The 14845-nt window shown below is 63.0% G+C and carries 13 protein-coding genes and 1 tRNA gene; 10 read left to right on the forward strand and 4 right to left on the reverse strand.

Annotation, left to right across the window (positions count from 1 at the left end):
* Position 1: 1 nt before the first annotated feature.
* Entirely contained in the window at positions 2-907 is a 906-nt protein-coding gene (rnz, locus tag XI06_RS10795; protein ID WP_271605282.1) for a ribonuclease Z, read from the forward strand.
* Between the two features lie 118 nt (positions 908-1025).
* Positions 1026-1229, forward strand: coding sequence for a hypothetical protein (locus XI06_RS10800; protein ID WP_128952352.1), 204 nt, complete (start codon positions 1026-1028; stop codon positions 1227-1229).
* Between the two features lie 36 nt (positions 1230-1265).
* Here the strand turns inward: XI06_RS10800 and XI06_RS10805 are convergent, their stop codons facing one another.
* Entirely contained in the window at positions 1266-2126 is an 861-nt protein-coding gene (locus XI06_RS10805) for an IclR family transcriptional regulator (RefSeq protein WP_237858620.1), read from the reverse strand.
* Between the two features lie 124 nt (positions 2127-2250).
* Between XI06_RS10805 and XI06_RS10810 the strand changes: the two genes are divergently transcribed.
* The 4 genes from XI06_RS10810 to XI06_RS10825 are packed head-to-tail and all read left to right on the forward strand — an operon-like array spanning position 2251 to position 6517.
* Entirely contained in the window at positions 2251-3186 is a 936-nt protein-coding gene (locus XI06_RS10810) for a dihydrodipicolinate synthase family protein (protein ID WP_237858619.1), read from the forward strand.
* 52 nt (positions 3187-3238) lie between these two features.
* On the forward strand, positions 3239-4345 hold the full coding sequence (locus tag XI06_RS10815) for a four-carbon acid sugar kinase family protein (protein ID WP_237859405.1): 1107 nt from the start codon (positions 3239-3241) through the stop codon (positions 4343-4345).
* Entirely contained in the window at positions 4342-5370 is a 1029-nt protein-coding gene (pdxA, locus tag XI06_RS10820; protein WP_237858618.1) for a 4-hydroxythreonine-4-phosphate dehydrogenase PdxA, read from the forward strand. The genes XI06_RS10815 and pdxA overlap by 4 nt, the downstream gene beginning before the upstream one ends.
* Before the next feature lie 16 nt (positions 5371-5386).
* Positions 5387-6517 carry an iron-containing alcohol dehydrogenase gene (locus tag XI06_RS10825; RefSeq protein WP_237858617.1) on the forward strand — a complete coding sequence of 377 codons (1131 nt, stop codon included), beginning with the start codon at positions 5387-5389 and terminating at the stop codon, positions 6515-6517.
* A gap of 11 nt (positions 6518-6528) precedes the next feature.
* On the opposite strand, the gene XI06_RS10830 is transcribed toward XI06_RS10825, so the two are convergent.
* A complete protein-coding gene (locus tag XI06_RS10830) occupies positions 6529-8028 on the reverse strand; it encodes an amidase (protein ID WP_271605283.1) in 1500 nt (499 codons plus the stop codon).
* A gap of 259 nt (positions 8029-8287) precedes the next feature.
* Between XI06_RS10830 and XI06_RS10835 the strand changes: the two genes are divergently transcribed.
* A tRNA-Gln gene (locus XI06_RS10835) sits at positions 8288-8361 on the forward strand.
* A gap of 149 nt (positions 8362-8510) precedes the next feature.
* On the opposite strand, the gene XI06_RS10840 is transcribed toward XI06_RS10835, so the two are convergent.
* Complete coding sequence (locus tag XI06_RS10840) at positions 8511-8792, reverse strand: hypothetical protein (RefSeq protein WP_271605284.1); 282 nt, start codon at positions 8790-8792, stop codon at positions 8511-8513.
* Positions 8793-9420: 628 nt separating this feature from the next.
* Here XI06_RS10840 and XI06_RS10845 point away from each other — a divergent pair.
* The 3 genes from XI06_RS10845 to XI06_RS10855 all read left to right on the forward strand — a co-directional run bounded on the left by XI06_RS10845 (position 9421) and on the right by XI06_RS10855 (position 14110).
* The gene (locus tag XI06_RS10845) at positions 9421-10908 is read left to right on the forward strand and encodes a porin (RefSeq protein WP_271605285.1); all 1488 of its coding nucleotides are present in this window, start codon (positions 9421-9423) and stop codon (positions 10906-10908) included.
* A 272-nt stretch (positions 10909-11180) separates the two neighbouring features.
* The gene (locus tag XI06_RS10850; RefSeq protein WP_271605286.1) at positions 11181-13187 is read left to right on the forward strand and encodes an O-linked N-acetylglucosamine transferase, SPINDLY family protein; all 2007 of its coding nucleotides are present in this window, start codon (positions 11181-11183) and stop codon (positions 13185-13187) included.
* A gap of 59 nt (positions 13188-13246) precedes the next feature.
* A complete protein-coding gene (locus XI06_RS10855; RefSeq protein ID WP_271605287.1) occupies positions 13247-14110 on the forward strand; it encodes an FkbM family methyltransferase in 864 nt (287 codons plus the stop codon).
* A gap of 135 nt (positions 14111-14245) precedes the next feature.
* Here XI06_RS10855 and XI06_RS10860 read toward each other — a convergent pair whose 3' ends face one another.
* Entirely contained in the window at positions 14246-14815 is a 570-nt protein-coding gene (locus tag XI06_RS10860; RefSeq protein WP_271605288.1) for an invasion associated locus B family protein, read from the reverse strand.
* Between the last annotated feature and the right edge of the window lie 30 nt (positions 14816-14845).

The raw sequence follows: 14845 nt of genomic DNA on the forward strand, positions 1-14845 counted from the left end.
CATGTTCGCCCTGACTTTCCTCGGCACCTCCGCGAGCGTTCCATCTGCAGAACGTAACCATCCAGCGCTTCTCCTGGAGGCCGCGGGCACGCGCATGCTGATCGACTGCGGGGAGGGGACGCAGCGCCAGATGCTGCGAAGTGGCGCCGGCTTTCGGCGGCTCGACCGCATTCTCCTTACGCATGGTCATCTCGATCACGTGCTGGGTATTCCCGGTCTCTTCTCGACTCTGGGGTTGCGACAGACCTCCGACGTGATGATCATCCATGGCGGGCCTGGGACGCTCGATATCGTGATCTCCATGCTCGCGGGCCTGTGGGGCGCGGGAAGGGCGCCGATCTCCGTACAGTTCGCGCCGCTGTCTGAAGGGCAGGTCATTGACGCCGGCGACTTCACCATCGACTGCTTTCCGGTCCGCCATCGCGACACCGACAGCTTTGGATTCTCATTCCAAAGTCCGGCGCGCCGCCATCTGTTGTCTGATCGCCTCTCGGCGCTGGGTGTGCCTGACGGCCCGCTGCGGGGCGAGCTGGCCGCAGGGCGTACCATCACGGTTGAAGGCGGCCGGACGATTGATCCGGAGGATGTTTTGGGGCCGCCAAGCGGCGGCAAGAAGCTGGTCGTGATCGGCGACACCGAGACCACCGATGGGCTTTCGAAGCATGTCGCGGATGCCGATCTGCTTGTGATCGAGGCGACGTTCCTGGATCGGGATGCGCCGACGGCGCGAGACTACGGCCACCTCACGGCAGCAGAGGCGGCCCGGTTTGCGGCCGCCAACAATGTCCAGCAACTCGTGCTGACTCATCTTTCGGGTCGCTATGAGGACGATGAGATCTTGGCCGAAGCGGCAAAGATCTTTCCGAGCGTCAGGATCGCCGCCGATTTGGAACGTATCGCTGTTTAGGCAGTGCGTTGCACGACCATTAATCTTACCTGTCAAGGTTGACGCGACTTCATTCCCGCAGCCACGCGTCAGCGCGATATTTTCGCGGATCAAAAGTCAGCTTGTACTGAGAGTATTTATGTCCCGTTCCGTTGAATTGATCGTTGAGGGCTATGTGAGGCTGAACGATCGTGATGCGCTGGAAGGTATCTTGACGCATCGCCAGGACCTGCTCCGGCAATTGGTGGCCGTGACTGGTGTCGATCCGAAGCAGGCCATCGCGCAGGTCAGCGAGGAAATCACCATTATCGAAGCCGGTCTCGCGACGCTCGTTCCGGAATAGCCGCCGCCAAGATCGCGTCCCGCCTGGAGATGCCGATCAGCTCAACAGTCCTGACTTGATCGCGAGCTCCTGTACTTTGCTCGTCAGCCGCATCAGCTTCGGCAGCGCCTGATCGCGGAAGGTCGGCATGTCCATGCGCATGGCATCCACGGTGACGCTCAGTCCGGCGATGACAGAACCCTGGGCGTCGAGGATCGGCGTCGCCAGCGTGCGCAGACCATAGGCGTTCTCGCCATCGGAGACGGCATGGCCCTTCTTCTTCACCTGGTCGAGCCGGGCGAGCAGGGCATCGAGATCGGTCAGCGTCCGCTCCGATAGCTTGACGCGGGGGCGTGACTCCAGCCGCGCAATCTGCTCATCGCGCTGAAGATGCGCCAGCATGGCATGGCCGAGAGCAGCGCTGTAGGCCGGGATGCGGGTGCCCGGCCGGCGATCCATCTTGTAGCGGTCGAGGCCTGCACTGACGCGTGCGAGATAAATCACGTCACCGCCATCGAGTATGCCGAGCGAGGCCGCATCGCCGACCTCGGGCACGAGGTCGCGCAGCAACGGCTCGACGATGGCGCGCAACGATCCGTGCGATAGCACGGTGTAGCCGAGATCGAGGCAGGCAACGCCGAGACGGAACCGGCGGCTCTGCGGCACCGCCTGGAGATAGCCGAGCTCGATCAGGGTCTGGATCAGCCGGAACGCCGTGCCGCGATCGAGATCAGCGCGCGCGGCAACTTCGCTCAATGTCAGCTCGAACGCCTCGCTGGTGAAACTCTTGAGCACCGCAAAGGCCTTGCCGACGGATGCGACGTAATTCTTGGAGTTATTCTTCGGATTTTTGGGCTCCGGTGATTTTGCAGCCGCGTCCGCTGTGCGCTTCGCCGCTTTGTTTTCGACCTTGGCCATGCCTGAATGCCCTATCATGACAGCTACGGCCCTTGACGCCGCGGCAGCCTGCTCTTACCAACGAGGCAGATTATAACAAATGTTCGCATTCCGAACAACATCGATCTGACGATCGGAGGAAGCTTTGTCGACATCGTCGTTGCACCCCCAGTCCTTGAACTCCCACGGCGTGTTCTCCGCGGCGCTGACGCCGCTCGACGCCGATCTCGCGCCTGATCACGCGCGCTTCATCGCGCATTGCCGCTACCTTCTGGACGAAGGCTGCGATGCCATCGCGATGCTGGGTACGACGGGGGAGGCGAACTCCTTCTCGGTCGCCGAGCGCACTGCATTGTTGGAGGCCGTGATCGCCGGCGGCATCAAGCCGAACCAGTTGCTGCCGGGCACCGGCGTCGCGGCCTTCACCGAGACCGTCGCGTTGACGCGCCACGCACTGTCGGTCGGCGTCGGTACCGTGGTGATGTTGCCGCCGTTCTATTACAAGAACGTCAGCGATGACGGCGTCTATGCCGCCTACAGCGAGATCATCCAGCGCATCGGCGATGCCAGGCTCAAGATCGTGCTCTATCACATCCCGCAGATGTCGATGCAGCCGATCTCGCATGCGCTGATCGAGCGGCTGCGCAAGGCGTATCCGTCGACCATCGTCGGCATCAAGGATTCCTCGGGGGACTTCGCCAACATGACCGCGATGGTCGAACGTTTCCACGGCTTTGCGGTGCTGACCGGAGCCGACCCCCTGTTGCTGCCGCTGCTGCGCAAGGGCGGCGCGGGCTGCATCACCGCGACCTCGAACCTCGTGGCGCGCGATCTTGCCTATGTCTTCAAGCATTTCCGCGACAGCGACGACGACGCAGACCTTGCTGCAGCGCAGGCGCGGATCGTGAAGGCGCGCGAGCTGGTCTCGCGCTTCGCACAGATGCCTTCGCTCAAGGCGCTGATGGCCGAGCGCACCGGTCACGCGGGCTGGCAGCGCCTGCGGCCGCCGCTTGAGACCTTACCCGCAGCTCAAGTGAAAGAATTGCTCGCGAGTGCCGCGGCATTCGCGAAAGCCGCTTAGAGGCGGACGCGCACGACGAGGCGATCCGATGTCCGAACCTTTCGGAGAGGCGTTGACCAGCGTCCGTATGCTTGCCGACGACCTCACCGGGGCGCTCGACACCGCGGCGGAGTTCGCCGGCCCGTGCGGACCATTCGACGTCGTCTGGGGAGAGGCGCCTGTTGCGTCAGATTCCCTGAGCCTTGCGATCGACAGCGGCACACGTGAACGTTCGAAGGCCGAGAGTGTCGAGATCGTCGCTCGGCTGGCGCCGCTGCTTTGGGACGGAGAGATCGCCTACAAGAAAGTCGACAGCCTGCTTCGTGGCGCATGGGCGGCCGAGCTCGGTGCCTGCCTGAGCACCGGCCATTGGGCGTCTTGCGTCGTCGCGCCTGCTTTCGACTATCAGGGACGCCGCACGGTCGAGGGCCAGCAATATGCGCGCACCGTGCAGGGCGACTGGCATCGTGTCGGCGACAACCTGCTGGACCAGTTGAGGCAGGACGGCATCGCGGCGCTACGTGGCAGCTCCGACACGCTGCCGCAAGGCGGCGTTCAGGTGTTTGATGCCGAGAGCGATCTCGATCTTGATCGCGTCGTCGAAATGGCCCGGCGCATGCCAGGACCTGTGCTCTGGTGCGGCAGCGGCGGTTTGGCCGGAGCGCTTGCGCGAAATCATGGGGCCGCAGCGCCGTCGGTTCTGAAGCGTCCGGTGCTGGGCTTGTTTGGTTCCGATCAGGCGACATCAGCCTCTCAGCTCGCGGCGTGTGGCGAGGCCACCATTGCGTTGGCTGAAGGCGAGGGCGGCGCCGTTGTTGAGCGGAAGCTCATGGATGACGGTGTGGCCCTGGTGAAATTCACGCTTGCCGAGGGCCTTGCGCGTTCCGAGGCGGCGCGGCGGATCGCGCATGAATTGACGGCACTGATCGCGTCGCTCGATCCGCCTGGAACCCTGATCGTTGCTGGCGGCGAGACGTTGAAGGCCGTATGCCTTGCCCTCGGCGCGCGTGCGCTCCAGGTCACGGGTCGCATCGCGCCGGGCTTGCCGCGTTCGACGCTGCAAGGTGGCCGCTGGGCCGGCGTCGACGTCATCTCGAAATCCGGAGCGTTCGGCGCGCGCGAGCTGTGGCGCGATCTGCTGCGGGCCAATCATTTTCTCAACTTGGAGAATCCGACATGACCTCTCGTCACCTTGCCATCACCATGGGCGATCCTGCCGGTATCGGGCCGGAGATCATCGTCAAGGCCTGCGTCGGACTGAAGCACCGGATCGCAAAAGGCGATCTGCGTCTGTTGATCATCGGCAGCGGCGCGGCGCTGGATGGCGCGAAGGCCGCGCTCGGCGCCAACGTTGCAATCCCGCAAGTCACAGCCGATGATAGCGACTGGCCGAACCTCTGTTATCTGCAAGCCGACGCCGAAGGCGAGCCGATCAAGCCCGGCGTGCTCAGCGCCGATGGCGGCCGCTTTGCCTACAAGGCGATCGAGCAGGGCGTGCGCCTGACACAGGCTGGTCGTACGGCGGCGATCGTCACGGCGCCGCTGAACAAGGAAGCGCTCAACAAGGCCGGCTATCATTTCCCGGGCCATACAGAGATGCTGGCGCATCTCACCGGCGTGCGCGGCTCGGTGATGCTGCTTGCCCACGGCAACATGCGCGTCAGCCATGTCTCGACCCATGTGGCGCTGGAGGACGTGCCGAAGCGTCTGACGCCGGAGCGTCTGCGCATGGTGATCGATCTCACCGATGATGCGCTGCGCCGGCTCGGCATTGCAAAGCCTAAGATCGCGATCGCCGCGCTCAATCCGCATGCCGGCGAGGGCGGTCTGTTCGGCCGCCAGGACATCGACGTTTCCGCGCCGACGATCGCCAAGGCGGTAGCGGACGGTCTCGACGTTGTCGGCCCCGTGCCCGGCGACACCATCTTCGTCAAGCTGCGCGCCGGCCAGTTCGACGCGGCGGTCGCGATGTATCACGATCAGGGGCATATTCCGGTCAAGCTGCTCGGCTTCCAGGTCGATCCCGCCACCGGCCGCTGGCAGGAGCTGTCCGGCGTCAACATCACGCTGGGCCTGCCGATCATCCGCACCTCCGTCGATCACGGTACCGCTTTCGACATTGCCGGACAGGGCATCGCCAACGAGCACAGCCTGATCGAGGCCATCGACTATGCCGAGCGGCTCGCCGCGGGCGCTTCCAAGTAACGAGATCGAGCCTGAGATGACCAACGCCTTCACGCCCATCGAAATCCTTCGCCCCACCATCCTCGAGTTCGGTAATGGCACGATCACCGCGGCCGCGCGCTTCGCCGAGCGGATTGGAGCCAGGCGACCACTGGTCATCTCCGACCCCTTCAATGCGCGCCGCGTCGACACGTTGGCGCTGCCGGGCTCAGTCAATGTGTTCGGCGAGGTCAAGCCTGAGCCGGACCTGCCCAATCTCGAGAAGGCGGTAGCGATGGCGAAAGAGGTCAGGCCCGATCTCGTCGTCGGCTTCGGCGGCGGCAGCGCGATGGATCTCGCCAAGCTGGTCGCGGTGATGTGCACGTCGGATGTGCCCTTCGCCGACATCGTCGGGCCGGAGAAGGTGGCCGGCCGCAGCGTCCCGCTGATGCAGGTCCCGACGACGTCCGGCACCGGCAGCGAAGCCGGCACCCGCGCGCTCGTCACCGATCCCATCAGCCAGAACAAGCAGGCGGTGCAGAGCCGCTTCATGCTGGCCGATATCGCCATCGTCGATCCTGATCTGACGACGACCGTGCCGAAGGAGATCACCGCCGCCACCGGCGTCGATGCGCTGGCGCATTGCGTCGAGGCCTATACCAGCCGCAAGGCGCATCCGACGATCGATCTCTACGCGCTCGAAGGCGCGCGGCTTGTCGGGCGTTATCTCAAGCGCGCGGTCGCCGATGGTGGTGATCGCGAGGCGCGCGCCGGTCTCTCGCTGGCCTCGCTCTATGGCGGCTATTGCCTCGGGCCGGTGAACACCACCGCCGGTCATGCCGTGGCCTATCCGCTCGGCACGCGCCATCACATCGCCCACGGTCTCGCCTGCGCAATGATCTTCCCGCACACGCTGGCGTTCAACATGCCGGCGGTCGAAGAGAAAACGGTCGCGGTGCTGCGGGCGCTCGGTTTGCCCGAGCAGAGCGATGCGAAGCGCGCATTCGAAGCCACCTATGCGTTCTGCAAGAATCTCGGTGTCGAGATGCGGCTGTCGGCACTCGGCGTGCCCAGGAATGATCTTGGCCTGATGGCCGACGAGGCTCACGCCATCAGGCGCCTGCTTGACAACAACCCGCGCGATCTAAGCCGGGATGCGATCCTCAACATGTACGAGGTCGCGTTCTAGGCCTCTCCGCATCAAGATGGACGGGCGAGCGATGGCGGCGGCACGAAGCCGCCGAATTCGCGTTCGATCAATCCGGCAAGTGCGATCGTCGTGCGGTCCTCCAGATACGGTCCGATGATCTGCACGCCGATTGGGAGACCCGACGGCGACCGGTCGATCGGAACGGCGGTCGCCGGCAGTCCGCAGGTCGATGCCGGATCGGCCCAGATGAAGCAGGCGTCGGCGTAGGGGTGTGCCTTGCCGTCGATGTCGAGCTGCCGCGCATCGAACGGCTCGGAATGATCATGCGGGAAGGCCGGCACGGCCGCTGCCGGATAGATCACCGCGTCGAAGTCGCGGAATAGCGCGTGCCACTGCGCCTGCAGACGCAGGCGCATCGCATCGGCTGCGAGCCAGTCTCGATGGATCATGCCCCAGCCGCGGGCGCGCTCGGCTTGCAGGCTGCGGTCACCAGGCGCGAGCGCAGCGGCCAATTGCTGGGCTTCGGTCAGGGCCTCTGGTGTCAGGCGCGGACTGCGCGCTGCGTTCAACAACCTCATATAGAGGCGCGCCGAGTCCGCGAGATCGGGCAGCGCGGTGCTCGATCGCGAAACGTGTGCGCCCGCTTTGGCGAGCCGCTCGGCCAGTCGGACGATCGCCGAACGCACGGCTTCGCCCGTTGGCATCAACGGATGGCTATCGATGGCGAGGATTCTGAAATCCCTGAGGCTGTTGTGCCGGGAGGAGGGCAAGGCGAGGCGATAGCCGATGCCGTCGCGGGCTTCGTCGGGCCCGGCAATCACGTCGAGCGCCAGCGCGAGGTCGAAGGCGGTGCGCGCCATGGGGCCGACGACGGCAAGATCGCCCTGGCCCGGAACGGGCGGCGCCGGCGGGAGGCTGTAGCCTCGCAGCGGGACCAGGCCGAGGCTCGGCTTGTGTCCGAACACGCCGCAGAAATGTGCGGGCACGCGGATCGAGCCGCCGATGTCGGAGCCGATCGACAGCGGACCGAATCCCGCCGCCAGCGCTGCCGCGCATCCGCCTGAGGAGCCGCCAGGCGAACGGCCGAGGTCCCATGGGTTCTTCGTGGTCCCGTAGATCTCGTTGTAGCTTTGGAAATCCCGCAGTCCGATCGGGATATTGGTCTTGCCGATGATGATTGCGCCGGCCGCCTTCAATCTGGAGACGAGCAGCGCATCCTCTGCCGGCCGGAAATCCCGAAAATGCGGAAAGCCCCATGTGGTCGGCAGGCCCGCGACGTTGAAGGGCTCCTTCAAGGTCACGGGAATGCCGAGGAGCGGGCCTCGCTCGCCGCGGCCGAGCGCGGTATCGGCGACGCGCGCAGCGTCTCGTGCGCGATCGAAGTCGCGAACGACAACCGCGTTGATGTCGCCGTCCAGCGCCTCGATGCGCGCAATCGTGTGCGCGAGCAGCTCCGACGCCGACAGCTTTTGCGCAACCAAAGCGCTCTGCAGTGCGCCGATTGAGCCGTAGTCGAGGTCGGGGGTGTCTGCGGGTAACCCTCGCTGCATCGGAATCTCCAATTGGAATCTCCAAGTGTCTCGCAGTCATTTCGGCGCCGGCACGGCCACCGACCGATGCTGACATTTAGAGATTTGGGCGACCGGGCGGGAGAGGTGCCTGAGCACGCGCATCCGTGCACAGCCGCGCTTGCCAGCCTATGGCTGAGCGGGTAGAAGGCTGCACGCCTGAGCCGTGATTTGCGCAAATTGCGCTGCCGGCCACAGTCGGACAAATCAGTAAGGCATTGAATTTGTTCGACTATTCCGTTGGGGAATGGTGTAACGGTAGCACAACAGACTCTGACTCTGTTTGTCTTGGTTCGAATCCAGGTTCCCCAGCCAAGCGTCAGATTCCCGACCGGAAGCGCTGATTGATCCGCTGATCGCGGAACCTCCCTGTCAGCATTGCACCCCTTGCTCCGCTCGGACCAAATCAAGCGCATCGGAGGATGACGCGAACTATGCAGGCGTCCTGCGCAGTTCGCTCGCGTTCACATGTCGTCGTGTTGTGTGTTGAGTTCTTGACGTTTGCAGATGCAGATGCCGGCAAAGATTGTCGCCGTTTGCCTTTGCAGAATTTCGATCATCACTCGCTGCACATCATGCGGCTCGTTTGAGAGCTTGGTGATTCTGTCCGCGATATTGAGAGGCTTCTCTCTGATTGCCCTTCGGCCGCTCGGCGAGAGCGAGGCATTTGCAATATTTGCCGGCGAGCCATCCGGGCTGTTGCTTCCGGCTTTCGGACGACCTGAATAGCGACGCCTTCCGCTCATCGAGATGTCCCGCGGTCGCTGCGAGCCTCTGATTCCAGTGATTGCGGGGATGCGCGGCCAGTTCGGCTCGCTGGGGATGGACGCTTTTGCGATCCTGGCTTGGTCCGTAGCCCGAAGCGGCTGAAATTTCCCCTTTATTTTCAAGTCGCGGTTCGCTCAGGAGCGCGCCTTTCGAGCGCTTTTTCCTTGCGGTCCGATTCGACCTTTTCAAGGTCGGAAGTTGGTCTCCCGGGATCGGCTTCCCAATCCCGCTGCGAGGAGTTCCATCGGCAACTTCACGCGTCACGCAGCTGTGATCGATATTTTATGCAGCGTAATCAATTAGTTATTTATTCTCCGCCCCAAAAATGTTGCGTGATTTTTGTGCAACACCTGACCGGATTCGGATTGTTGGGGGCTGTTTGGGGCCGTTCGGTTGTTGCGTGTGCATCGGCCATCGATCATGGTGATCAGGCGACGGAGGGGGGCATCCCAAGGTCGTCCCGTTTAGGTCTTTCGCTTAAGTCCCTCGCGTTCATGCGGGTGTGTCCGAAGACGCGAAGGCGGCCAAAGCGGTGATTTAAAGGGGGTTGGGGAATTGGCCGTTCGGGTCAGTGACCTTCCCTGAAGAGCAACTTGGAGGTTTAACATGAAGTTGGTTAAGAGCCTTTTGCTCGGCTCAGCGGCGGGTCTGATCGCCGTGGGCGGAGCTCAAGCAGCCGATCTCCCCGTGAAGGCCAAGGCGGTCGAATACGTGAAGATCTGCTCCCTGTACGGTGCGGGTTTCTACTACATGCCGGGCACCGACACTTGCATCAAGTTCGGTGGCTACCTGCGCGCTGACGTCTGGGCCGCCGGCGGCGACTACGGTTTCCGTCAAGGCGCGAACCAGGGTTCGAACAACCGTCTGACGAACTACTGGGGCGAACGCGCTCGTATGGACTTCACGGTCGATACGCGCACGGCGACCGAGTATGGCGTGGTTCGCACCTTCGCCGACATGGTCTTCTCGTGGGATACGACTTCGGTCGCCGGCAGCAACCCGTCCACGAATCCGAACCCGCTCGGTGGTTCCGCTTCGCTCGGCCTGTACCACGCGTTCATCCAGTTCGCCGGCTTCACGTTCGGCCGCACGGTCTCGATCTTCGACGCTCCGTGGCAGAGCTATCCGGCTGGCGGTCCCGATACCCTTCCGGGCGGTTCCAACCACGTGACCGGTATCAACCAGGTCGCTTATACCGCTGACTTCGGCCAGGGCATCACCGGCTCGATCGCTTTGGAGGATGAATCGACCTCCGCTGGCGGTCAGTCGAACCTTTGGAACCTGTCGAGCGCAACCGCTGCCGGCATGGTCACGGGTGCGTATGGCGCCAACAACTGGGGTGGCACGCGCTCTCCCGACATCACCGGCGCGGTCCGTGTTGACCAGGCCTGGGGTCTGGCTCAGATCTCGCTTGCTGCGCATGACATGCATCCTGCCTACTACGGCGCCACGGAACCGACGGGTCATCCCGGCGACAAGTGGGGCTGGGCGATCCAGGGTTCGTTGTCGATCAAGAACATCCCGACTGGTGCGGGTGACTCGATCAACTTGCAGGCGGTCTATACCGACGGTGCGAGCCGCTACAACTTCCAGAGCCTGTTCCCGCAGACCTTCTTCATGTACAGCGGCACGGGCTTGGCTGGCGCCTATCAGGGTCTCGGAATCGCCGGCATTGCTGATGGTGTCTACACCACCGGCGGTGGCATCGAATCCGTCAAGTCTTGGGGCTTCCGCGGTGGCTACACCCACAACTGGAACCCGAACTGGGCGAGCGCCATTTATGGTGGCTACGGCGCCCTGCAGTACGGTGGCGCTGGCAAGGCAGCGATCTGCGCGAACATGGTTGCTCTGCTCGGCCTCACCGGCGCCTGCAACCCCGACTTCAACTTCGCTGTGATCGGTGTCAACACCATCTGGACCCCGGTCAAGAACCTGGCCTTCACGGCGGACGTGAGCTGGTCGCGTCTTGACCAGAAGTACTCGGGCACCATCGCGAGCCCGGGCGTTGCAGCCGCTGCCAAGCCGGCAGCTCTCTATGAGATGAAGGATCAGGACTCGGTCGCCCTGCTCCTCCGCGCTCAGCGTAACTTCTAAGCTCACTCCTGAGCCCATAACAAAGACCCCCAGCGGTTTCGCTGGGGGTCTATTTTTTTACCTGTCACTTTGATCATCCTCGCCGCGAAGTATCGAAAAGCCAAACGAGTTGGTGGCATCGACAATGTCGCGCGCGAAATCGACATACACGCGGTCTTTAGTGCTTTGCAGCGCGACGGCGCTGCCGTTGTTCTCTCCGGCAAAGGCGACTAGAGTTTTTTGCACCAGTTCACCTGAAAACCGACCCGTCGTCGGGTGCGGAATCCAATCATATGGCGCAGCAAAGCCGCAACAAGGGAGCCTCGGCTCCCATCTCACTCCATCCGTCGGCTGGTCTGGACCAGGCAATTGCAGCGCACCGTTCCGGCAATCTGTTGGAGGCGGAGCGGGCCTATACGACCATCCTGAAGGGAAGCAAAACGCATCCTGTAGCGCTGCATATGCTGGGGTTGTTGCGCGCTCAGCGGGGTGATTTCGCGGACGCCGAGCCGCTGCTCAAGAAGGCAGCTCGCCTTGATGGCGGCAATCCCCACGTTCTTTTCAACTATGCCAACGTGTTGCGTGCATTGAGCAAGACGGACGACGCGCTCGCTTGGCTTGCGAAGGCGATTGCCCTTTCGCCTGATTTCGCCGATGCGTATCTCAATCGCGGAGCGATCCTGATGGCGCGGCAGGAGCTTCACGGGGCCATCGCGGAGTTCGAGCGCGCCATTGCGATCGCGCCATCGAGCGCGGCGTTCGCAAACCGGGGCAGCGCGTTCCAGCAACTCGGTCAGCTCGACCAAGCGCATGACAGCTACCAGCGTGCGGTCGCGCTCGCACCGTCGAATCCACAGAACCATTTCGCTTTGTCCGAGGTCCTTGGCCAAATGGGCGGACACGACGAAGCGATCGCAGCGCTCGAAAGAACTGTCGCCCTGGACAAGGCCTTCCCGTTCGCGTTGAGCAAGCTCGTTGATTTCAGGCGGAAGCGCGCCGACTGGCGCAGTTTCGAACGTGAACAGGCCGGCCTGGACGAGGCCGTCGAGTCAGGCGTGGCGGTCGATCCCTTCATGTTCCTTCATGCCTCGTCGTCTCCCGCACGCCAATTGACCTGCGCGAAGACATTTGTCGCCAAGGTCGCCCCGGAGCGAGGTGCGGCGAGGCCCAGAACGCCGTCACCGGTTTCCCGGTTGCGGATCGGGTACATGTCTGCCGATTTTCGCAATCACGCCATCGGGCACTTGATGGTCGGAGTCATCGAGGAGCACGACCGCGAGCGCTTCGAGGTCAGCGCCATTTCCTACGGACCCGACGACCGGAGCGAGTTGCGCGACCGCCTGAAGGCAGCATTCGAGCGCTTCGAAGACGTCAGCCATCTTCCCGACGAGGACGTGGTCAAGCTGATACGCCAGCTCGACATCGAGGTTCTCGTCGATCTGGGGGGCTTCACCGCCGGTGCGCGGCCGAGGATCCTCGCGCACCGGGCGGCTCCCATCCAGGTCAACTATCTCGGCTACCCCGGCACGATGGGCGCGCCCTACATGGACTACGTCATGGCCGACCCGATCATCGTCCCCGAAGCAGAGCAGAAGCATTACAGTGAGAAGGTGATTTATCTCCCCGACAGCTATCAGGCGACCGACGCGCGGCGATCGCTCGCAAATGTACCTGCCAGGAGCGAGGTCGGGCTGGCGGACAATGCATTCGTCTACTGTGCGTTCAACAGGACGTCCAAGATCACGCCTGTGCTGTTCGATGTCTGGATGAGGCTGCTTGCCAAGACCGCCGGCAGCGTCCTCTGGCTGCTCGATGGGGACCCGATCGCGAAGGAGAACCTGAAGCGTGAGGCCGTTGCGCGCGGCATCGCGGCAGAGAGGATCGTGTTTGCACCACACGCGCCTGCCGACGCGCACTTGGCGCGCCACCAGCTCGCCGATCTGTACCTGGACACGCTGCCCTACAATGCCCATACGGCGGCCAGCGACGCTCTCTGGGCCGGCTTGCCGGTTGTGACCTGCCTCGGCACCGCCTTTGCGGGACGCGTTGCAGCCAGCATCCTGAACGCTGTCGGCCTGCCTGAACTGGTGACGCAATCGCTGGACGACTATGAGAGCTTGGCGCTTCGGATCGCGCATGATTCCGAACTTCGAGCCGCCCTGAAGGGCAAGCTGGCGTCGCAGCGGACCACTTGGCCTCTGTTCGATACGGCCCGCATGACGCGGCACATCGAAAAGGCCTTCAATGAAATGTGGCGCCGGCATTGCGCTGGCGAAGCGCCGGCCTCGTTTGCCGTCTAAATCTCATCATGAGGTCGCCTTGGTGTGAAGCCTCATGTCATTCCTTCCATGGGCTTCGCATGACTGACAACGAACCGGACCTGCTAAATAATCTCATCCGGCCGGCACGGCTGACCTCGGTCGTTGATATCGGGGCCAATCCGATCGATGGCGAGCCGCCCTACAAGGCGATGCTGCAACGAAGGCTTTGTACCGTCGTTGGCTTTGAACCGCAGGACGAAGCGCTTGCAGAGCTCGATGCCCGCAAGAGCGACCTCGAGAGCTACTATCACTATGTCGTTGGGAATGGGCACAAGGCCAAGCTGCGTCTATGCCGAATCCCGGGAATGACGAGCCTGCTGCTTCCGGATCAGAATGTGCTGTCGCATTTTGCCAAATTTTCCGAATGGGGCACCGTAGTCAGCGAACATCCGGTCCAGACCCGCCGGCTCGACGATATTGCCGAAATCCGGGATCTGGATTTCCTCAAAATCGACGTTCAGGGCTCCGAGCTGGCTGTCTTCGGAAGCGGGCGGCAGAAGCTGAAGCAGGCCGTCGCCATTCAAACGGAGGTCTCGTTTCTTTGTCTCTACAAGGACCAGCCGACATTCGGCGATATCGATGGCGAATTGCGCAAGCAGGGATTCGTTCCTCACGCCTTTACGGCCATTAATCGGCGTATGATCGCTCCCTTGAGCGACCCATCCAATCCCTATGCGGCGATGAACCAGTTGCTGGAGGCCGATATCGTCTATGTGCGAAACTTCATGCGGCCGGCCGACATGACCGTGGAGCAACTCAAGCATCTGGCAATGATCTCTCATCATTGCTACCGCTCATTCGACCTTGCTGCGAACTGTATTCACCACCTGATTGCGCGCAAGTCGATCCCTGATCAGTCGATCCACGATTACATGGCGTCGATCAAGCTTCCGCAAAGCTGACCTGAGCTGGTCGCGCCCGGATCAGAAGTTACAATCGCGGCTTCACGATGCCGTTGCCGGCGGGCGAGCTGAACGACTGACCGTCTCGCCTGAAGCAGTGGCAGTCAAGCAGGGGTCTCGAATGACGACCGTAAATTACTTGATCTTGTCGTAGGCCGCCGCGAAATCGTTCAACGGCATCGGGATCGCGATCGTCTCCTTGGCCATGTTCTGGAAGGAAACCTTCAGCTGCTTGCCCGAGCGAAGGCTCGCAAGCAGGTCGGGCGCGATCGGCGTCGAGGCGTAGCAGCCGCGGTTCTCGCAGGTCTGGATCTGCAGATCGATCGCCTTGCCTTCGTCGACCTGAAGCTTGGCGCCGAGCGGAAGATTGAGACCGAGCGGCAGCTGCAGCAGTGCAACCGGCGTGCGGGTGTCGGGCGCGATGCGGATGTTGACCAGGACGATGGTCTGGCCGGTCTTGGTCAGCACTGCGTTCTGCTCGATCGCGCATTCGAGCGGGGCGTCGCGGCTCGCGCTGGTGCAGCGTGCGATCCAGCCAGGCTGCGGCGGCGTGCCCTCGGCCTGCGACTGGGCCGGAGCGGGTGTGGGCTGGGCCGCGGGGGCAGGGGGAGCCGCGTTCTTCTTGGCGCCCTGCTGGGCAGACGCGGCGCCGCTCGACAACAGGACAGCGGCGGCAAGGGCGACGAGTCTGGATTGCATGGGCATGGCGTGACCGCGTTGGCGTGAAGCGAGGGC

Source organism: Bradyrhizobium sp. CCBAU 11434 (genome assembly GCF_028128895.1).
GTDB lineage: Bacteria > Pseudomonadota > Alphaproteobacteria > Rhizobiales > Xanthobacteraceae > Bradyrhizobium > Bradyrhizobium zhengyangense.